Source organism: Veillonella sp. 3_1_44, from assembly GCF_000163715.1.
GTDB lineage: Bacteria > Bacillota > Negativicutes > Veillonellales > Veillonellaceae > Veillonella > Veillonella parvula_A.
On record NZ_GG770201.1, the window covers coordinates 467120 to 482973 of the forward strand.

Below are 15854 nucleotides of genomic sequence, written 5' to 3' on the forward strand. Positions count from 1 at the left end.
TTTCAGAAATGAAGGCTCGTTTTTTTGTATCCGATTAGTAGTTACATTAGTAGTTTTGGAGGTGAAGAATCATGAAACCTAAATTATCTGGATATACATGGAAAAAGGGAATTTTTCAATCTGTATGGAATGAAATTGCAAATCCGCTAGAAACTGAAAAAAGTTGGACATATGGACAACTCCCTGAATATATTTGGTTAGCTTTAATTCTTGATAAATTAGGGCGAATAGAGGGAATTAATCAGTCTGTTAGAATTTTGAAATACTGGAAAGCTATAAATCCTAAAATTGAAGATTGTAGGTTTTCTACACTTCTTGCTGAATCAGTAGAAAATCAGCAGAAATTATTCAATCAGATTCAATTATTTGTTGGTGATAATACGCTTGAGCCATTAACGCTCATTTTTGATATACATGACTATCCAACGTTTAATGGTAATTTTTATAATAAGATGAGTATTGAAAAACGCTTATCAAAAATAGAACAAATAATGCAAGAATGTATGGGGAGTCAAACAAATATGACTACTGATATAAAATATATTGTTTTATTTTTCCGCTCAATATGTAATAAGAATAATGTCATGAAGTGGCAGGAACATATAATTGATGATTTGAACGATTATGCGAGGTTATCTCATGAGAATGAAAAAATGCACACAATTCGACCTCTTGTTCGTTCGATGTTTGGTATTTTTCAATCTATGGATAAAAGTAATTTAGTATATTTGAATAAATTTTGGGAGGATTTAAGTTGTATGTCAACATGCAAGTTGTTTTCAGTTAATCTTAGCGAAGTAGATGAGCAGAATTTGAATAAAGACCAGTGTGTTGAGGCTTTTCAAAATATCTTTGATTACTTTATTTCAATCAAACAAGATGTTCTAATTTTAGATGAAAAAATGACAGTGCTTTTGGGGTTAGCTGTATTTGCATATAATCGATTTTATGAGGTATATAAACATGATTTAGATAATAGCATATCTGGAAGAAGTTCAGTTCGGGGACTATTTGAAATACTTATCATAATGAAGTATTTAATTCATGAGGCGAATAATCACGATAATATCTGGAGGGATTACCAGTTATATGGTTTAGGAAAGTATAAACTAGTATGTGAAGTGAATAAAGATAAAATCAATATGCCAGAAGGTGAAGGTACTCATATTCCTTTAAAATATTTAAATATTCTAGTTGAAGAGTTTTTTAGGCCTGAGTTTTTAGATATAAACACAAACTATTTTGACGATACTAATATTAGGAAGAAGGCAGAAATCACAGGCTTAGCAGATCTTTATGCCACTTATTATGAATATCTTACATCTTATGAGCATGGCTTTTGGGGGAGTGTTAGAGAGAGCTCTTTTGTAAAATGTGATAATCCTGCACATCAATATCACTGTATACCTTCTATAGAGCAACATGATAACTTAACATCTGTGTGGAATGATTGTGTATTGCTAATGCATCATATTGTGAATGTTCTTAATGAAGAATATGGAATTCCTGATAAATTATTAGTTGAGGTGAATAAATTTGATCCCAAATCAGTTAATGGATAGGCTTAATCAAATTCAGGATGAATATAAGATATTATTACTTAAAATTGAGGATTCTCTTACTAGGAATCCGGATTATGTAGAAAATATTTTAGATTCTATTCTCATATTTTGGAAGAAACATGAAACTCTAGTAGATATTTTTTTAAACTATCAACTTGAAAGTTATAGTGCCTATCTTTATACTGCAGCAGATTATTTAGATGTTGATGGTCTTGAACACTATCCTTTTTTAGCTCAAGGAAAAATTCATATAATGGATGACCCTTTAGCTAAAATGTGCGATACGACTCTAAGATTGTCTAGTCATGAGAAAATTAATACTCAAACTATGATTGAGCATGTTTCATTTCTTATCAGTGATAACATCAAATTATTAGAATTGGAAGAACGGCCCATTTGGTTATTACCTGTTAGGGAAAATAATAGGACAGAGGGCTCTAGTGAAATTAATTCATTAGCAGAACAATTATTCTTGAGTTTATTTACGGATATAGAATCAATTGAAGTATATGAGAAAACATGTATTACAATTGTAGACATAAAGAACCATCTAAGACCTGAATCGCTAGATGGAATTCTTTTATTTAATGAGGATGTAAAGGAGGATACGTTTGAAGCGCGAATGGAAGGACTTATTAGCTATAGCTCCAAAGTACCCTTCCTAAGACATTTTTGTGAAGTCAAAGATTATAAATCTGTATTTTTATTTTCAATAATAGGTTATTTGATACAGGCAATTGATATTTTTTTACTATCAGAAGAATATAAAATTATACCTTACATAAGATCAAAGTCCGCATTTTATTACTACAGTTCGCTTTGCTATCAACATTTGGAAAATGAAATCAGTGCAGATAAAATGCTTTTTAAACATGCAATTTATTGTCATTTAATCTATCTGGCATTTGATAGATCGATTGTAGAAAAGATCTCTTTAAAACAATACTTAGATATTATAAGTACGCTAGACATAAATCTTGATTTGATTGAGATGATGGACTTGAAAGATATAAAAAAAGTAGTGGATAATAATTTAGCAACTTTATATTCAAAAATTAATGAAGAGGCTAATTAATTTTTGAAAGGGAAGGGTTATATGCCTAAATTATCTAATGCTTTAACTGCTTCTTTCTGGATATCAGGTACTAAGTGTGAATATGTATCTAAGGTTAATGTAATTGTAGAATGGCCTAGTCTTTCTTGCACTATTTTAGGATTTATTTTCTGAGATAGTAGAAGTGTAGCATGGGTATGGCGGAGATCATGAAATGTTATATGTTCTAAGTTTAGTTGTTTTAATATTGGTATAAAATATCTAGATTTGAAATTGCTTGTTGATAGAATTTTTCCAAAGGTACCTGAGATAACAACTCCATAGGAATCAGTCCATTTATCTCCTAATTCTTTGGCATAATTGGATTGGAATTCTTTATAAGTAGTCAATTCACTTTGTAATTCTTGGCTGATAGGGATACAACGACGAGAAGTTTTTGTCTTTGTATCTTGAAATATTTGCCCTTTAGTACCTGTTTGTATTGTTCGTCGTACTGATATATGTCCATGTATTAAATCTACACAGTCCCAGCATAGTCCAAATACTTCACCTAGCCGCATTCCTGTGCCTAAGGCAATTTTCATTGCGATATAGGATGCGTAATAATTAATCCTATAAGGTGAGGATATATTATTACTGACTTGTTGTTTCATTATGCTTGTAAGTTGATGAATCTCATCGAGTGATAAAGTATGAATTTCCGTAGTTATTAATCTAGGTGGTTTAGTTAATTTAATAGGATTTTTTAGCAATAAACCGATATTTACTGCATATTCAAATAGTTCTGAAAGATAACGCCTAGTACAGCGTATAGTACTAGAAGATATAATATGGCCTTTTTTACCTTTCAATGTTCCATTACTCCAATTATTTAGGACTGTTTGTACTTGTTGTGGTGTAATTGAAGTTATTTTTATTTCACCTAAAAGGGGAAGTATATATAGCCTCAGTGTAGAGTCATATTTCTGAAATGTTTTAGGTTTTACACTAACTTTTTTTACATCCTGTAGCCAGTAGTTACAGAGGTCTTTTAGCTTTGTATTTTTAGATGAGAAAATAGAAGTATTTTGTTGTGTAGCCTCTATCCATTGTTTTCCTAATTTATATACTTCTAATTTTGAGTTTCCAGAGAAAGCACGGCGAATTAGCTTATTATCTTTAGTAATACTAAATTGGCCTCGCCATTTTCCCTGGCTTTGAAAGAATGTGCCTTCTCCATTAGATCTCCTTAGATTTTTCTTTTGAGACATGTATAGTTTTCCTTTCTTTGCCTTTAGCAATGTATGGCGTGAAAGTTGATGAAGTAATCTTTTGTTGGAAGCGTTTAGCTTGTTTGCCTAGAGCTTCCTTATCATCAGTAAAAATTTTTACGCTTTTTTTAGCACGGCTTACATCTACGTAAATTTTATTGCGAGTATTGGAGTTTTTTTGCGTACTATCATGTACAATTAGTGCATTATCAACAGTAATACCTTGTGCCTTGAATGTAGTCATTGCATATCCATAATCAAAATGTTTGTATTCTCTTGTATCAAATATTACATTTTGATTTGTATTGGTTTGTACGGTAACTTTAGGTCCATTGATATTTATGATTTTACCAAGTTGACCATTTTTTATTCCTATTGTTTCCCCATTAGTATCTTTGAGTTTATAGTCGTTTTTAGTGAAAATTACTTTCTCGCCAATGGCATAAGGCTTAGAACTTTCTATACCATACTGATTGATGCTAGTTAGTAAATTTTCATTTTTTAGGGTACCTTTTTCTACAAGTCTTTTATGAATTTCAGAATTAAGTTCGTTACGATCATTATTGCGAGCTACTAAAATAGCACTTTTATCTTGTTGCTCAGCTGTATAATTACAGTATTCATGAATTACAGAATTCAAGCGATATTGTCGTTGTGGAATTTCTTTAATACTGTCATCAATATAAGATAGGGGAGATTTTTTTTCTATATTTTTAAATTTGCCAGATAAAGCTTCTACTGTTTTTCTAAGAGTAGAACCTTCTTCTTGACGATTGATTTCCCTCATACGAACTGTAGGTACTTGTTCATTATCTTTTCTAGTCATTCTAGCAAATGCATTACCTGTACCAATTGGAAGTAATTGGTTTGGGTCACCGAGAAAGACTACTTTAGCATTTCTTTTTTCAGAGGCTTCTAGAATATTGCTTAGTAGATGATCTGTTAACATAGAGCTTTCATCCACTATCCAGACTTCTGGTATTTCAGATTTTTTTACAGATGAAAAATCCCAGGAGTTGTGAGGCGTAGTGGGTGAAAGGTGATTTAGATATTTATGAATAGTTTGGGATGAAATTGCTGCTTCTGATTCCATGGCCTCTGCTGCTTTTCCAGTAAATGCCATACCTATTACATTAACTCCTTGAGATTCGTATAGTAGTTTAGCTTGTTCAAGCATAGTTGTTTTACCGGAACCTGCTATACCTTCTACGGCAATATATTTGTTAGAAGATGATAACATTAAATTGATAGCCTCTTTTTGCCCTTTTGAAAGCTCCCAACCTTGAGATAGTTTGAGATTATTGGAAAGTATATCAATTTTTGTATTCGCATCATTCTGGTCTAAGGTGCTATAATTTTCAATTTTGGGGCCTAAAAGGAGTGAATCAATATACTTGGCACGAGCCAAGTTTTTGGGAGTTGTATAATATATCTCATTATTTAGTTGACGAAAACCAACTTGTATTAAAGCACTTTGTAAGTGGTGTTCAAATATATTTTCAAATTCTGATACAGTTATGCCAAGCATTATACCTTGTTTATATACTTCAATCATTAGGTCTGACTTAGAAAATGCATAGGACTTTTCTTGTAGATGATCAATGGATTTTTTTAATATATCATTGATTTTTAAAGGTCTTGATACATCCTTGTTTTGTGTAGATTTATTTATTACAAAACCGCCTAAACTATTAATAGATGTACGCCATTCTTTTTCTAAAGTTATGAGATCTTCTGGTGGTTTTGGCCTACGTGAGGCCAGACCTGCAGCGTGTGCGCCATCCCATGTATCAGAAAATCCGTTATTAGCTTGATAATCTTGGATTTGATATTTTCTTTTTGAAAAATATTCAATTAGAGTATCGTTTATACCTTCAATTTCAAAATGTATGTTTTTCTGATCTTTGCTCATGGATTCTCGAAGGGGAATCCTTTTTTCTTGTAAGGCTTTAGATAATTCATTGTCATACATTAAAGAAAAAAGGTATTGGTTTGAGTGAATAAATCGGTCCTCAATTGTCATAATTTTGCCATTTATCATTGTTTTTCTAAAAAGTAAGCAATGGGTGTGTAATTGCGGATCTTGTTCTCTAGATACCCTATGTTGTAAACACGCAAATAAAGCATTTTTAGTTTTTATATTTTCTGTTCGATTATCTTTATTGGTATGTTTGCGCCATACCACATAATTAGATTCGACGAAGGTTAATACATTTTTAACCGCTTGATTATGTGCATCTAGAAGATCATATTTTAATGCAGGATTTAACATTGCAATTGAGATAGATTTAGGTGGAGAGAAGGTTAAATCTATTGCTAATTTTTTTGCATCAGCTGTCAATTCTTCTTTTAATGTATTTACTTTTTGTTCGTAATTATCTTGCGATAAAGGTGTTATAGTACTTTTATATGGATTCGGAATATCATCTCCTATAGGGGATAACAATCCTTTACCAAACCAAAAGTCCTCCTGCGTAATTGTGCGACTATAATAATCATCTTTATTATAGTATTGTCCTGCTTGAATGGTGGACACATTGGAAGTTGTAACCATAGCAGATTATTCTCCTTTTTTATACTTGTTAATTAAATCTTCCCCATAACGATGTTCTTTATATTCATTAAACTTTATTCTATGGGGGTGCATATTTGGCTTAAATGAATTTATTGTTTTTCTATCAATAGGGTCAAAGTGTTTTATATCGGGATTTTCACTAAAGAACAATTGAGGAATTACTAAATTAAAAGGATTAAAACCTAATATCTTTCCATAGCCTTTAAATGGTGGTAGCGACTGAAGTTGGCTCGGGAGAATAAGTGATTTAGTTGTTGTATCTTGGGTAATAGAGGGGATAGGACTACCTTTTTGAGGTAGTTGAATTGATTCTTTGTATTCAATAATCTCCTCTACACCAAAGTTATCTGCCAGTTCTTTTGCAGTAGCTGCATCGTTAATCCGTAATACTATTTGCGTACCAAAGTTATTTAAGAAGGATTGCATTACTTGTGGACCATATTTTTCTCTTAATAAACCAGGATCTTGCGTTAAAGCAAGAATACTAATGCCATAACTTCTACCTTTTGTAATTAAATCAGGTAGTAATTGAATTTTGTTGACGCTACCAATTTCATCAATAATAAAATACAGTCTACAATTTTGGCTTTCAGGTAAAGTGAGTGCTTCGTTAATCATAATATCCATGACTAGTGATAATAATGGGGCCATGATTCGTTGACGGTTAGCAGGAACTAATAAATATAAGTTTGGTATGGTTCCATTTGTTCGTTGATATTCCTCTCTAATGTATTGTTTAAAGGAAAATGCAGCATTATTATCGGTTGAATCTTTTAAGTGCATGAAAGGCTTTAGACCGCTTGCAAGAGTTGCAAGTATAGAGGCAAAGGTATTATCTGGAGCGTTTAAGTACTGCTTAGATGTTATTAGTGTTGGTGGTAGGGAGTTAATAGCTTCTGTTAGATATTCTGTAGACTGTTTAAAAAAATCTAGAATATCATGGTTTGTTTTACGCCCCTGTAAATCAAGATACTTTAAGCCGTCTGCAAATATAGCACCCGCAGCTAATCCCCAGAATGGATCTTTTGCACCTTCCTGTTCAAATAGGATAGAGGCGAATGTATCATAATCTGAAATATCATCAATATCATTAAATATTGACCAACTAATACTACGTTTATCAAAAGGGCAAAAAATGTAGTCATCGGGTTTTGCAAATTTGCCTACGAACTCAGGTTTTACATCTGTAATAATATAATGGCGCTTATCATTATATTTTTGGCTATATGTATTAATTTGATTAAGAAACTGACTGAGCAATACAGATTTACCAGAGCCACTAGCACCAAAGACAAGAATATGTTTACATTCGGTATCCGTTGGGATATTTATATTTCCAATAGATAAAACATGAGGTTTATTTTTGGTATATAAACTAATTTGCTTTTGAGATAATAATTGCATACCACGCTTATGGAGTGCTTTTTTTGATACAGCTGTATCTTTTAGATATTGACTATAATTCCAATATAGTGATATCCCTAAGCTTAATAAAAGTGTTATTAGCCAGTATTTTTGGTAATTCTCTTTTAAAATATAAAGCTGATTATTAGTTAAATGGTCGATTACTTCTTTATAATTTTTGAATGGAATTTTATTGTTTGGATTTACTTCAAAATCGAATTTATGGCTTGCAATAAATTGACCGATTTGAGTTTTATAAGTATCTGGCTTTATAGGGTTAATATAATTTAAGGCTACTTCTTTTGTAACATAAATATTTTGAGTGGATATGATATTTTCTGATTGATATAGAAAACCATAAAATAGTCCTGTAGATGCAATTGCTTGAAGAAGGAATAGGCCTATTAATATATTTCTTAGATATTTTTTCCAGATGGTAAACGTAATTTTTCCTCTTTTGAGTTCTTTAAAAGCAATATTATTGTTAATATTCGTCATTTTATTAGTCCTTTCTATAAATTGTAGAGCAGATTTCTTCGAATTTGTCTTCGGCACGGTATAATTCATACAATCCTTTAAATAGGCTTAATGTTAAGACCTCAAGTCGATCTAGATTTTCATTTAAAGAGTTATAGAAGTCTGAATCTATACAAGCATTTTGTTGAAAATGTTGGTCAATTAGACTTGTGATATAACTTGATATACTTTTATTCTCTAAAGCTGCAATATTTTTAATTTGTCGTTTTAATTGTGATGTACAATAGATTTTAATAGATTCATTTAGATCTGTATTTGCCATAAAGGTCTCCTTTGTGTTTTAGAGGGGAATAGTAGAGTAGATAGTGCCTAATCTACTTCATACACCATACGCACTGCATGCGAAGGCATATATTGTTAATAGTGGTAGATTTTTTCTGTGCTATTAATAGGTATGTTGATACATACCAGCTAGGGATATTGGAGACTATTTTAAATGAATAGTCCCTATAGATAAGCGGGTAGTAATTAGCTTATCTATAGGTCTATTCCTATATACCTAGTTTTTTACATTAATGTAGAAATAAATTTGTTATATTTTGTAATAAAAAAGAGACACTAAAGACTTGTATTTTAGCCTCTAGCGCCTCTCGCTGCATAGATTTAAAGTGGTATTTAATTTGTGTTTTTCTCTAAAGCTTGTTCGATCTCGAACATATTTAATTTTTCCATTAGGAAGTTCAATAGGAAAATATTTACGTTTTTGTTGAGAATAATCTGGATTTGTTTGCATACAATTGGGTATCCTTATTGAATATTAAAATTAGCTTTACAATACTCGTCTAAAGCATTTTCTGGGATTAGTATTTTATGACCAATATGAATACAATTTAAGTTTTTAGTTTTAATTAGATTGTAAATATGACTCATACTTACATTTTTTGCAAAGTATTCCTCAGCAGCTTCGCGTACAGTGTAGAGTTTCATTCTAATCACCTCTCATTGTGTAAAGATAGATAATTCGATATAATTAAATAATAGGAAATTTAACCACTCAAAGTTTTTTTGAAATGGTAAATATATTTCTTTTTAATTAATAAATTAACTAAAAAGAAATTTCTTATAGGTTAATTATATTATATATGAAATAAAAAAACAATAGGAAATAAATGAAGGAGGATTTTATGGGATTTTTTGACTCTTTGATGAATGTTCATATTACAGATATGTCTATTAAGAGTGAATTTTCTAATAGATTAGAAATATTAATTCGAGAGTTTGGCTTACAAAAAAAACAACTTGCTAAAGAACTTGGAGTATCGGCTGTTGCAATTACGAAATATGCAAAAGGGCTTTCTATGCCTTCATTTGAAATTATATCTGCCATTGCTGATTATTTTAATGTAACTGTAGATTTTCTTTTGGGGAGAACGGCAATTCCTTTTTTAGAAAAAGATTTTGTATATTTCTGTCCCATAGGAAAAATTAATTATAGTTTTTATATATATAATAAGGAACAAGAGAAAGAGAAACTTGAAGGAACTTTAGAATATATCTTTGGGTTAACTGTATGGAATATGGAGTTACCTAAAGATGAAGTGGCTTTAAATCAATTTTTGTGCTTTAAATTTTCAAAAGCAGATAGTAATCAACGCTTATATGAAGCTCTTTTTCTAACAGATGAGTTGAATGTTAGAGAATTTTTATTTGAGATGGAAAAAGTACTTGGATTTCCCTTTATGAATGATTATGCTGGGCCAATGTCAATAGAATCTCAATATCTTGCAAATCTATTGATTTGGAATGAGGATAGTATTAAACCACCTTTAGGTAGTATGCCAATTAAAGAGCCACAGTATTTAGCTACTTTATCGAAACCAATGTCTAATGAGAAAGTACGTTTAGATTATATGTCAACAAGTGGAGCCATGCCTCATATGACTACGTGGCTAGCTATGAGTGAGGATGAGCGAAGAGATTTGTTGATGAGACGATTGAGACGTATTAAAAGAAATTTCAAGTAGTAATGGTAATAAAGGAGAATATTATGATTAGAGATAATATTGAGGCAAATAAATTTATAACACCGAATAGTTTAGACATCGAGCTTTTAAAAATAAATTTTCCTTATTTCTTTAATGATTCTGGAGAATTCCTGTTAGAGCAATTTAAGCAGCAATTAAAGGAACAAGATATTACTTTCAATAAAGAAGGATATGAATTAAATTTTTTAGGAAAGGCTTATGCTAGATATTTAAGTGGAGCAAAAACAGAAACCTTTCTTGCACCTCATGTTGAACATAATAGATTAGATGAAAATAAAAATAGTGAGAATGTTTATATAATCGGCGATAACCTTGAAGCATTAAGACATTTGCTTGGTTCGTATATTGGGAAAATTAAATGTATTTATATTGATCCACCATATAATACAGGAGAAGATTTTATCTATAATGATTCTTTTGCTTTTACTGCAGATGATTTAGTGGAACGTATCGGAATCGATAGACAGGAGGCCGAACGAATTCTTGATTTAAATGGTAAGTCCTCACATTCTGCATGGCTAACATTTATGTACCCTCGTTTAGTTTTAGCAAGACTACTTTTGAGAGAAGATGGTGTTATATTTATTTCTATTGATGATAATGAGTATGCTAATTTAAAGCAAATTTGTGATGAAATATTTGGTGAAGAAAACTTCCAGGCCGATGTTGCTGTTGTAGCAAACCCTGGAGGACGAGATTATAAGAATATTGCTATAACAAATGAGCATCTTCTGATTTATACAAAAACTATAGAAACTGAATTAAATGAATTAGAGAAAAAGGGAGAGTTTAAAAAGTTTGATTCTAAGGGCGGTTATGAACTAAGAGAATTAAGAAACCGTAATCCTAAGTTTACTAAACGTAATCGGCCTAATTTATATTATCCATTTTTTATTAATCCTAATAGTATACAGAAGGATAATACATGTTTAATTAGCCTTGAGGCGAATGATGAATTTTCTATTGAGGTATATCCAAAAAATTCAAAAGGTGGGGATAGTTGTTGGCGCTGGGGAAAGGATAAAAGTTTAGAAAACATTAATTCTAGTAGCTTTGATCTGTCTAATTTAGTCGCTCGTAAAAAAAAGAATGGTGGATATAATATTTATGAAAAATCTAGAAAAGCAACAACAAAAGCAAAGTCTTTATGGAATGGTGTAGGGTATAGAACAGAAGATGGCACTCGTTCATTTAATGAGTTGTTTGAAGAAAGTTATTTTGATCATCCAAAATCTCCAGAATTAATTAAACAATGCTTAATTATAGGTATGTCAGAAGATGATATTGTTTTAGATTTCTTTAGTGGTTCGGCTACAACAGCAGAAGCTATAATGCAGTTGAATGCATCAGATTTAGGAAATCGTAAATATATTTTGGTACAGTTGCCTGAACCAATAAATGAAAAAGAGCTTGCCTATAGTGCGGGTTATAGAACTATTGATGAAATTGGTAGGGAGCGAATATCTCGTGCAGCAAAAAAAATAGATCAAGAATATGGGGTAGATATTGATAAAGGATTTAAGATTTATGAAATTAAACCTTTAAGTAATAACATTCTAGATAAGCTTGATAGGTTTGATGCAGATAGTTTAATTCTTGAGAATATGGTGAAATTATTTGATACAGACTGTTCACGAGGAAAAAATGCTATATTGATGACGTATAAAATTATGGATGGTTATGGTTTTACTAGTTCGATAGCACCATATCAATTAAAAAACTATGTTGCAGATAAGATTGAAGATAGTCTATATATTATAGAGGAAGGATTAACATCAGAAGATGTGTTCGAGTTAATTAAACAACTAGAAAATGGAACATTAAATATAAATAGATTAGTCTTATATAGTTATTCAATTGAATTTAGTGTTCTTCACGAATTAAGAAGAAATATTTCTAATTTACAAAATAATAAGCATGTTGAATTGATAGAGAGGTATTAAAATGGAAATTAAATTAACTATTTTACCTCATCAAACAAAGTGTATTGAAAGTATTGCTAGTGTTTTTGATTCAGTGAATATGGTAGAGTCGGATGAGTCTTCTGCAAATCCTATTTTTAGTAAGGATGATATAACACTTAAAAATAATATAGAGAAGATTCAATCAGGCTTATATGAGTCTGTTATACCGGTTGAGTCTAGAACTAGTATTGAAAATGAATTTGGTGTTGATGTTAAAATGGAGACAGGAACAGGTAAGACTTATTGTTATACAAGACTTATGTATGAACTTAATAAGCTATATGGTTTTTTTAAGTTTATTATTTTAGTTCCAACGACTCCTATTAAAGAAGGAACACTCAATTTTATTCAGTCTAATTATGCTATGCAGCATTTTTCAGATTTATATCCAGGTAGAAGGATAGAGTTATCAGTATTAAATGCACAGAAGTCAAACAAAGGCCGTAAAATGTTTCCTCAAGCAGTTGCAAATTTTGCTAGATCTACTGTTCTTGAGAAAAATAAAATCAGTGCGTTACTAATGACTAGTGGGATGCTTATATCTAAAACAACAATGGATACAGATTATGATCAAACTTTATTAGGGCATTATTCAAAACCTTATGATACATTAAAAGCTACTAGACCTATTGTGATTATAGATGAACCCCATAAATTCAAGCGTGAAAATACAGCCTATAAGAGACTGATAGAGCGAATCGACCCATTATGTATAATCCGCTTTGGTGCGACTTTTCCCCAAAAAAAAGGACAACAAGAAAGAGATTATAATAATTTGATTTTTAATCTTGGTGCTTGTGAAGCATTTAATAGTAATCTTGTTAAAGGCGTTGAAACTCAATTAATTGAGCAGGAATCTTTAAATGAAACTAGAGTTAAGGTTTTAGATATTAAACATACTAATCCTAAGTCTTGTGTGATCCGAAATGAAAAAAGTGGTAAAAGTTATACATTAGCTTTAAATGATTCTTTGTCGACTGTTAGTGATGACTTTCATGGTGTAATAATCCAATCAATTGGTAAAACAGAAGAAGAAACTATAAAAAAAGGAATTACATTATCAAATGGTCAAATTCTAGCTAAAGGGGATCAAATATATGCTGGTGTATACAGTAATACATACCAGGAATTAATGTTAAAACAAGCTATACAAAATCATATTGAACAAGAGCGTTGTAATTTTTTACGAGAGACTAAAATTAAGACGTTGTCATTATTTTTTATTGATTCTATTGAGTCATATCGTGGGGAGGATGGTTTTGGCTCATTACGTTGTAAATTTCAGGAGTTATTAAAAGTTGCATTAGAAGAGGAATATAATAAATTTAAGAACTCTAAGAATATAATAGAATTAGACTATAGTAGCTTTTTGTTAGCTTCTTTGAGTAATATTGAACAGACTAATGGAGGATATTTTGCGGAAGATAATTCTACTAGTGATGTTGATATACAAAAAGAAATTGATCAAATTTTAAGGGATAAACAATCTTTATTAAACTTTAAAGACTCTAGTGGACAATGGAATATACGAAGATTTATTTTCTCTAAATGGACACTTAGAGAAGGCTGGGATAATCCAAATGTATTTCAAATATGTAAATTACGATCTAGTGGTTCGGAAATTAGTAAATTGCAAGAGGTGGGACGTGGGTTACGTTTACCTGTTGATGAATATGGGAATCGTTTATCTGATGAGCAGTTTTATTTGACATATCTTTGTGATTATTCTGAAAAAGGCTTTGCTGAATCATTAGTTAATGAGATTAATCAGGACTTACTTCAAAAATCTACTTCTATTATGGAGTTATTGCTTAAAGTTGCTACTGACAATGGGGTAACACCAGATTTATTGATGGGACAATTGCTAACTAAGGGTTATATTAATTATAAAGGTGATATAATTGAGGACAAAAGAGAGGCATTATTAGAGGAATATCCAGGGTTTAATAGCGGTTTACAGCAAGGTAAAGTTAGAAATAAAAATAAAAAAACTAAGGATATGGTCAATGTTCGTACAAATAAGTTTGCTGAAATCAAAGAGCTTTGGAAATGTCTGAATGAAAAATATTATTTGGTTTTAGATGATATTTCGGATGATGAATTGTATAAGGCTGTATTGTCTATTCTTAAAAGTGATATAAAAGAAGATATGTATGCTTATACAATTAGAAAGAGTATGATTGTTGACGGAAGCAAAGCTTATGTTTGTGATGAAAATCCTAAATCTCAAAAGATTGAGGAAAAATTACCTTATGGTGAATTTCTAAAAAGAGTTCAGCAGAGCACAGGGTTATCTACTACAATAATGCATAAGGCATTATGCTCATATAACATGACTGTATTGTTAGATGACGCCTTCTTTAATAAGAAAACTCTTGAGAGGTTTATTAGATGCTTTCATATCTGGTTTGAAAATACATTTGTTAAAAGGTTTTCATATAAGTCTCTAGGCGTAAAAAAAAGGGAAACTTCTTTGACAGATATAAACGGGGAAGTCAAGGGTGAAATTGTACAAGGTGTTATCGGGATAAATAAAGACACTAAAATGAAAGTACCAGATAATTTTTTATATGATCAAGTTGTATTTGATAGCCCTAAAGAGAAAGAAAATATTCAAAATAGTGAAATTAACGAAGTGGTTGTTTTTGGTAAAATACCTAGAAAAAGCATTCAAGTTCCGCTTTATTTTGGAGGAACTACAAGTCCAGATTTTATGTATGTTGTAAAAAAAGGCACTGGGCATGAAGTAAATCTTATAGTGGAGACTAAAGATGTGGATAGGAGCACTACGTTGCGAGGTATTGAGAGCTTAAAGATTGAATCTGCTAAAAAATTTTTTGAGACTTTGAAAAATACAGGTGTTAATGTTGTATTTAAGGAACAATTAAAAAATGATGAAATTGTACCTATGATTAAAGCATTAAACTCAGATTTATAAAGTAGTTAAAGAACCATTCAACTATAGATTTTGAATGGTTCTTTTTATCGTTAGTAGCAGATAAATATAATTATTGCATTTTTTGTTGCAATAAAGTATGTAAGCAATAGTCTGTAAGGAATAAATATATAATTTAGAATAAAAAAATTAATATATAAATGATATTTTTACAGTTAAATGTATAATAAGTATCTATTGTTCCTTCTAAGCCGTGGGTCGGGGGTTCGAATCCCTCCTGGATCACCAAAGAAATAAACGGATAGCTCGTAATGAGCTATCCGTTTTTATTTGTACGCCGAATAGGCATGACTAAACCCCCAGTTAAACTGGGGGTCAGTAAAAATTCTTAGAGAAAAGGAAAGAACCTCCTAGTGCTAGAATGGAGTTGGTCTGGCAACCACAACATTTCAACATAGGAGGTTCAATGTCAATGAATGACGTAAAAAGCTTATCACATAGTAAATGGAGATGTAAATATCATATTGTTTTTGCTCCAAAATATAGAAGACAAATAATTTATGGTCGGATAAAAGCTGATGTAGGTAAAATTCTAAGAGATTTATGTAAAAGAAAAAATGTAGAGAT

At 30.9% G+C, this 15854-nt stretch carries 11 protein-coding genes; 6 read left to right on the forward strand and 5 right to left on the reverse strand.

Annotated elements, in window-relative coordinates; genetic code table 11:
* The first annotated feature begins 71 nt into the window (after positions 1-71).
* On the forward strand, positions 72-1562 hold the full coding sequence (locus HMPREF0873_RS08895) for a DUF5677 domain-containing protein (protein ID WP_008715653.1): 1491 nt from the start codon (positions 72-74) through the stop codon (positions 1560-1562).
* Positions 1537-2637, forward strand: a complete 1101-nt coding sequence (locus HMPREF0873_RS08900; protein WP_156778346.1) for a hypothetical protein — start codon at positions 1537-1539, stop codon at positions 2635-2637. The genes HMPREF0873_RS08895 and HMPREF0873_RS08900 overlap by 26 nt, the downstream gene beginning before the upstream one ends.
* A gap of 17 nt (positions 2638-2654) precedes the next feature.
* On the opposite strand, the gene xerC is transcribed toward HMPREF0873_RS08900, so the two are convergent.
* From xerC to HMPREF0873_RS08925, 5 genes are all read right to left on the reverse strand, one after another.
* Positions 2655-3866, reverse strand: a complete 1212-nt coding sequence (xerC, locus tag HMPREF0873_RS08905) for a tyrosine recombinase XerC (protein WP_008715655.1) — start codon at positions 3864-3866, stop codon at positions 2655-2657.
* A complete protein-coding gene (gene mobF, locus HMPREF0873_RS08910; protein WP_008715658.1) occupies positions 3835-6420 on the reverse strand; it encodes a MobF family relaxase in 2586 nt (861 codons plus the stop codon). The genes xerC and mobF overlap by 32 nt, the downstream gene beginning before the upstream one ends.
* 6 nt (positions 6421-6426) lie before the next feature.
* On the reverse strand, positions 6427-8343 hold the full coding sequence (locus HMPREF0873_RS08915; RefSeq protein WP_008715661.1) for a type IV secretory system conjugative DNA transfer family protein: 1917 nt from the start codon (positions 8341-8343) through the stop codon (positions 6427-6429).
* Between the two features lie 4 nt (positions 8344-8347).
* Complete coding sequence (locus HMPREF0873_RS08920; protein ID WP_008715664.1) at positions 8348-8644, reverse strand: hypothetical protein; 297 nt, start codon at positions 8642-8644, stop codon at positions 8348-8350.
* A 485-nt stretch (positions 8645-9129) separates the two neighbouring features.
* Positions 9130-9309 (reverse strand): helix-turn-helix domain-containing protein, encoded by a 180-nt coding sequence (locus HMPREF0873_RS08925; RefSeq protein WP_008715666.1) that lies wholly within the window; start codon positions 9307-9309, stop codon positions 9130-9132.
* A gap of 197 nt (positions 9310-9506) precedes the next feature.
* Here HMPREF0873_RS08925 and HMPREF0873_RS08930 point away from each other — a divergent pair, with 197 nt between their 5' ends.
* The 4 genes from HMPREF0873_RS08930 to HMPREF0873_RS08945 form a co-directional block, all read left to right on the forward strand.
* Positions 9507-10346, forward strand: coding sequence for a helix-turn-helix domain-containing protein (locus tag HMPREF0873_RS08930; RefSeq protein WP_232192025.1), 840 nt, complete (start codon positions 9507-9509; stop codon positions 10344-10346).
* A 23-nt stretch (positions 10347-10369) separates the two neighbouring features.
* Positions 10370-12310, forward strand: a complete 1941-nt coding sequence (locus HMPREF0873_RS08935; protein ID WP_038125835.1) for a site-specific DNA-methyltransferase — start codon at positions 10370-10372, stop codon at positions 12308-12310.
* 1 nt (position 12311) lies between these two features.
* On the forward strand, positions 12312-15269 hold the full coding sequence (locus HMPREF0873_RS08940; protein ID WP_008715673.1) for a type III restriction-modification system endonuclease: 2958 nt from the start codon (positions 12312-12314) through the stop codon (positions 15267-15269).
* A 430-nt stretch (positions 15270-15699) separates the two neighbouring features.
* On the forward strand, positions 15700-15854 hold a 155-nt coding region (locus HMPREF0873_RS08945; protein WP_008715675.1), incomplete at its 3' end, for an IS200/IS605 family transposase.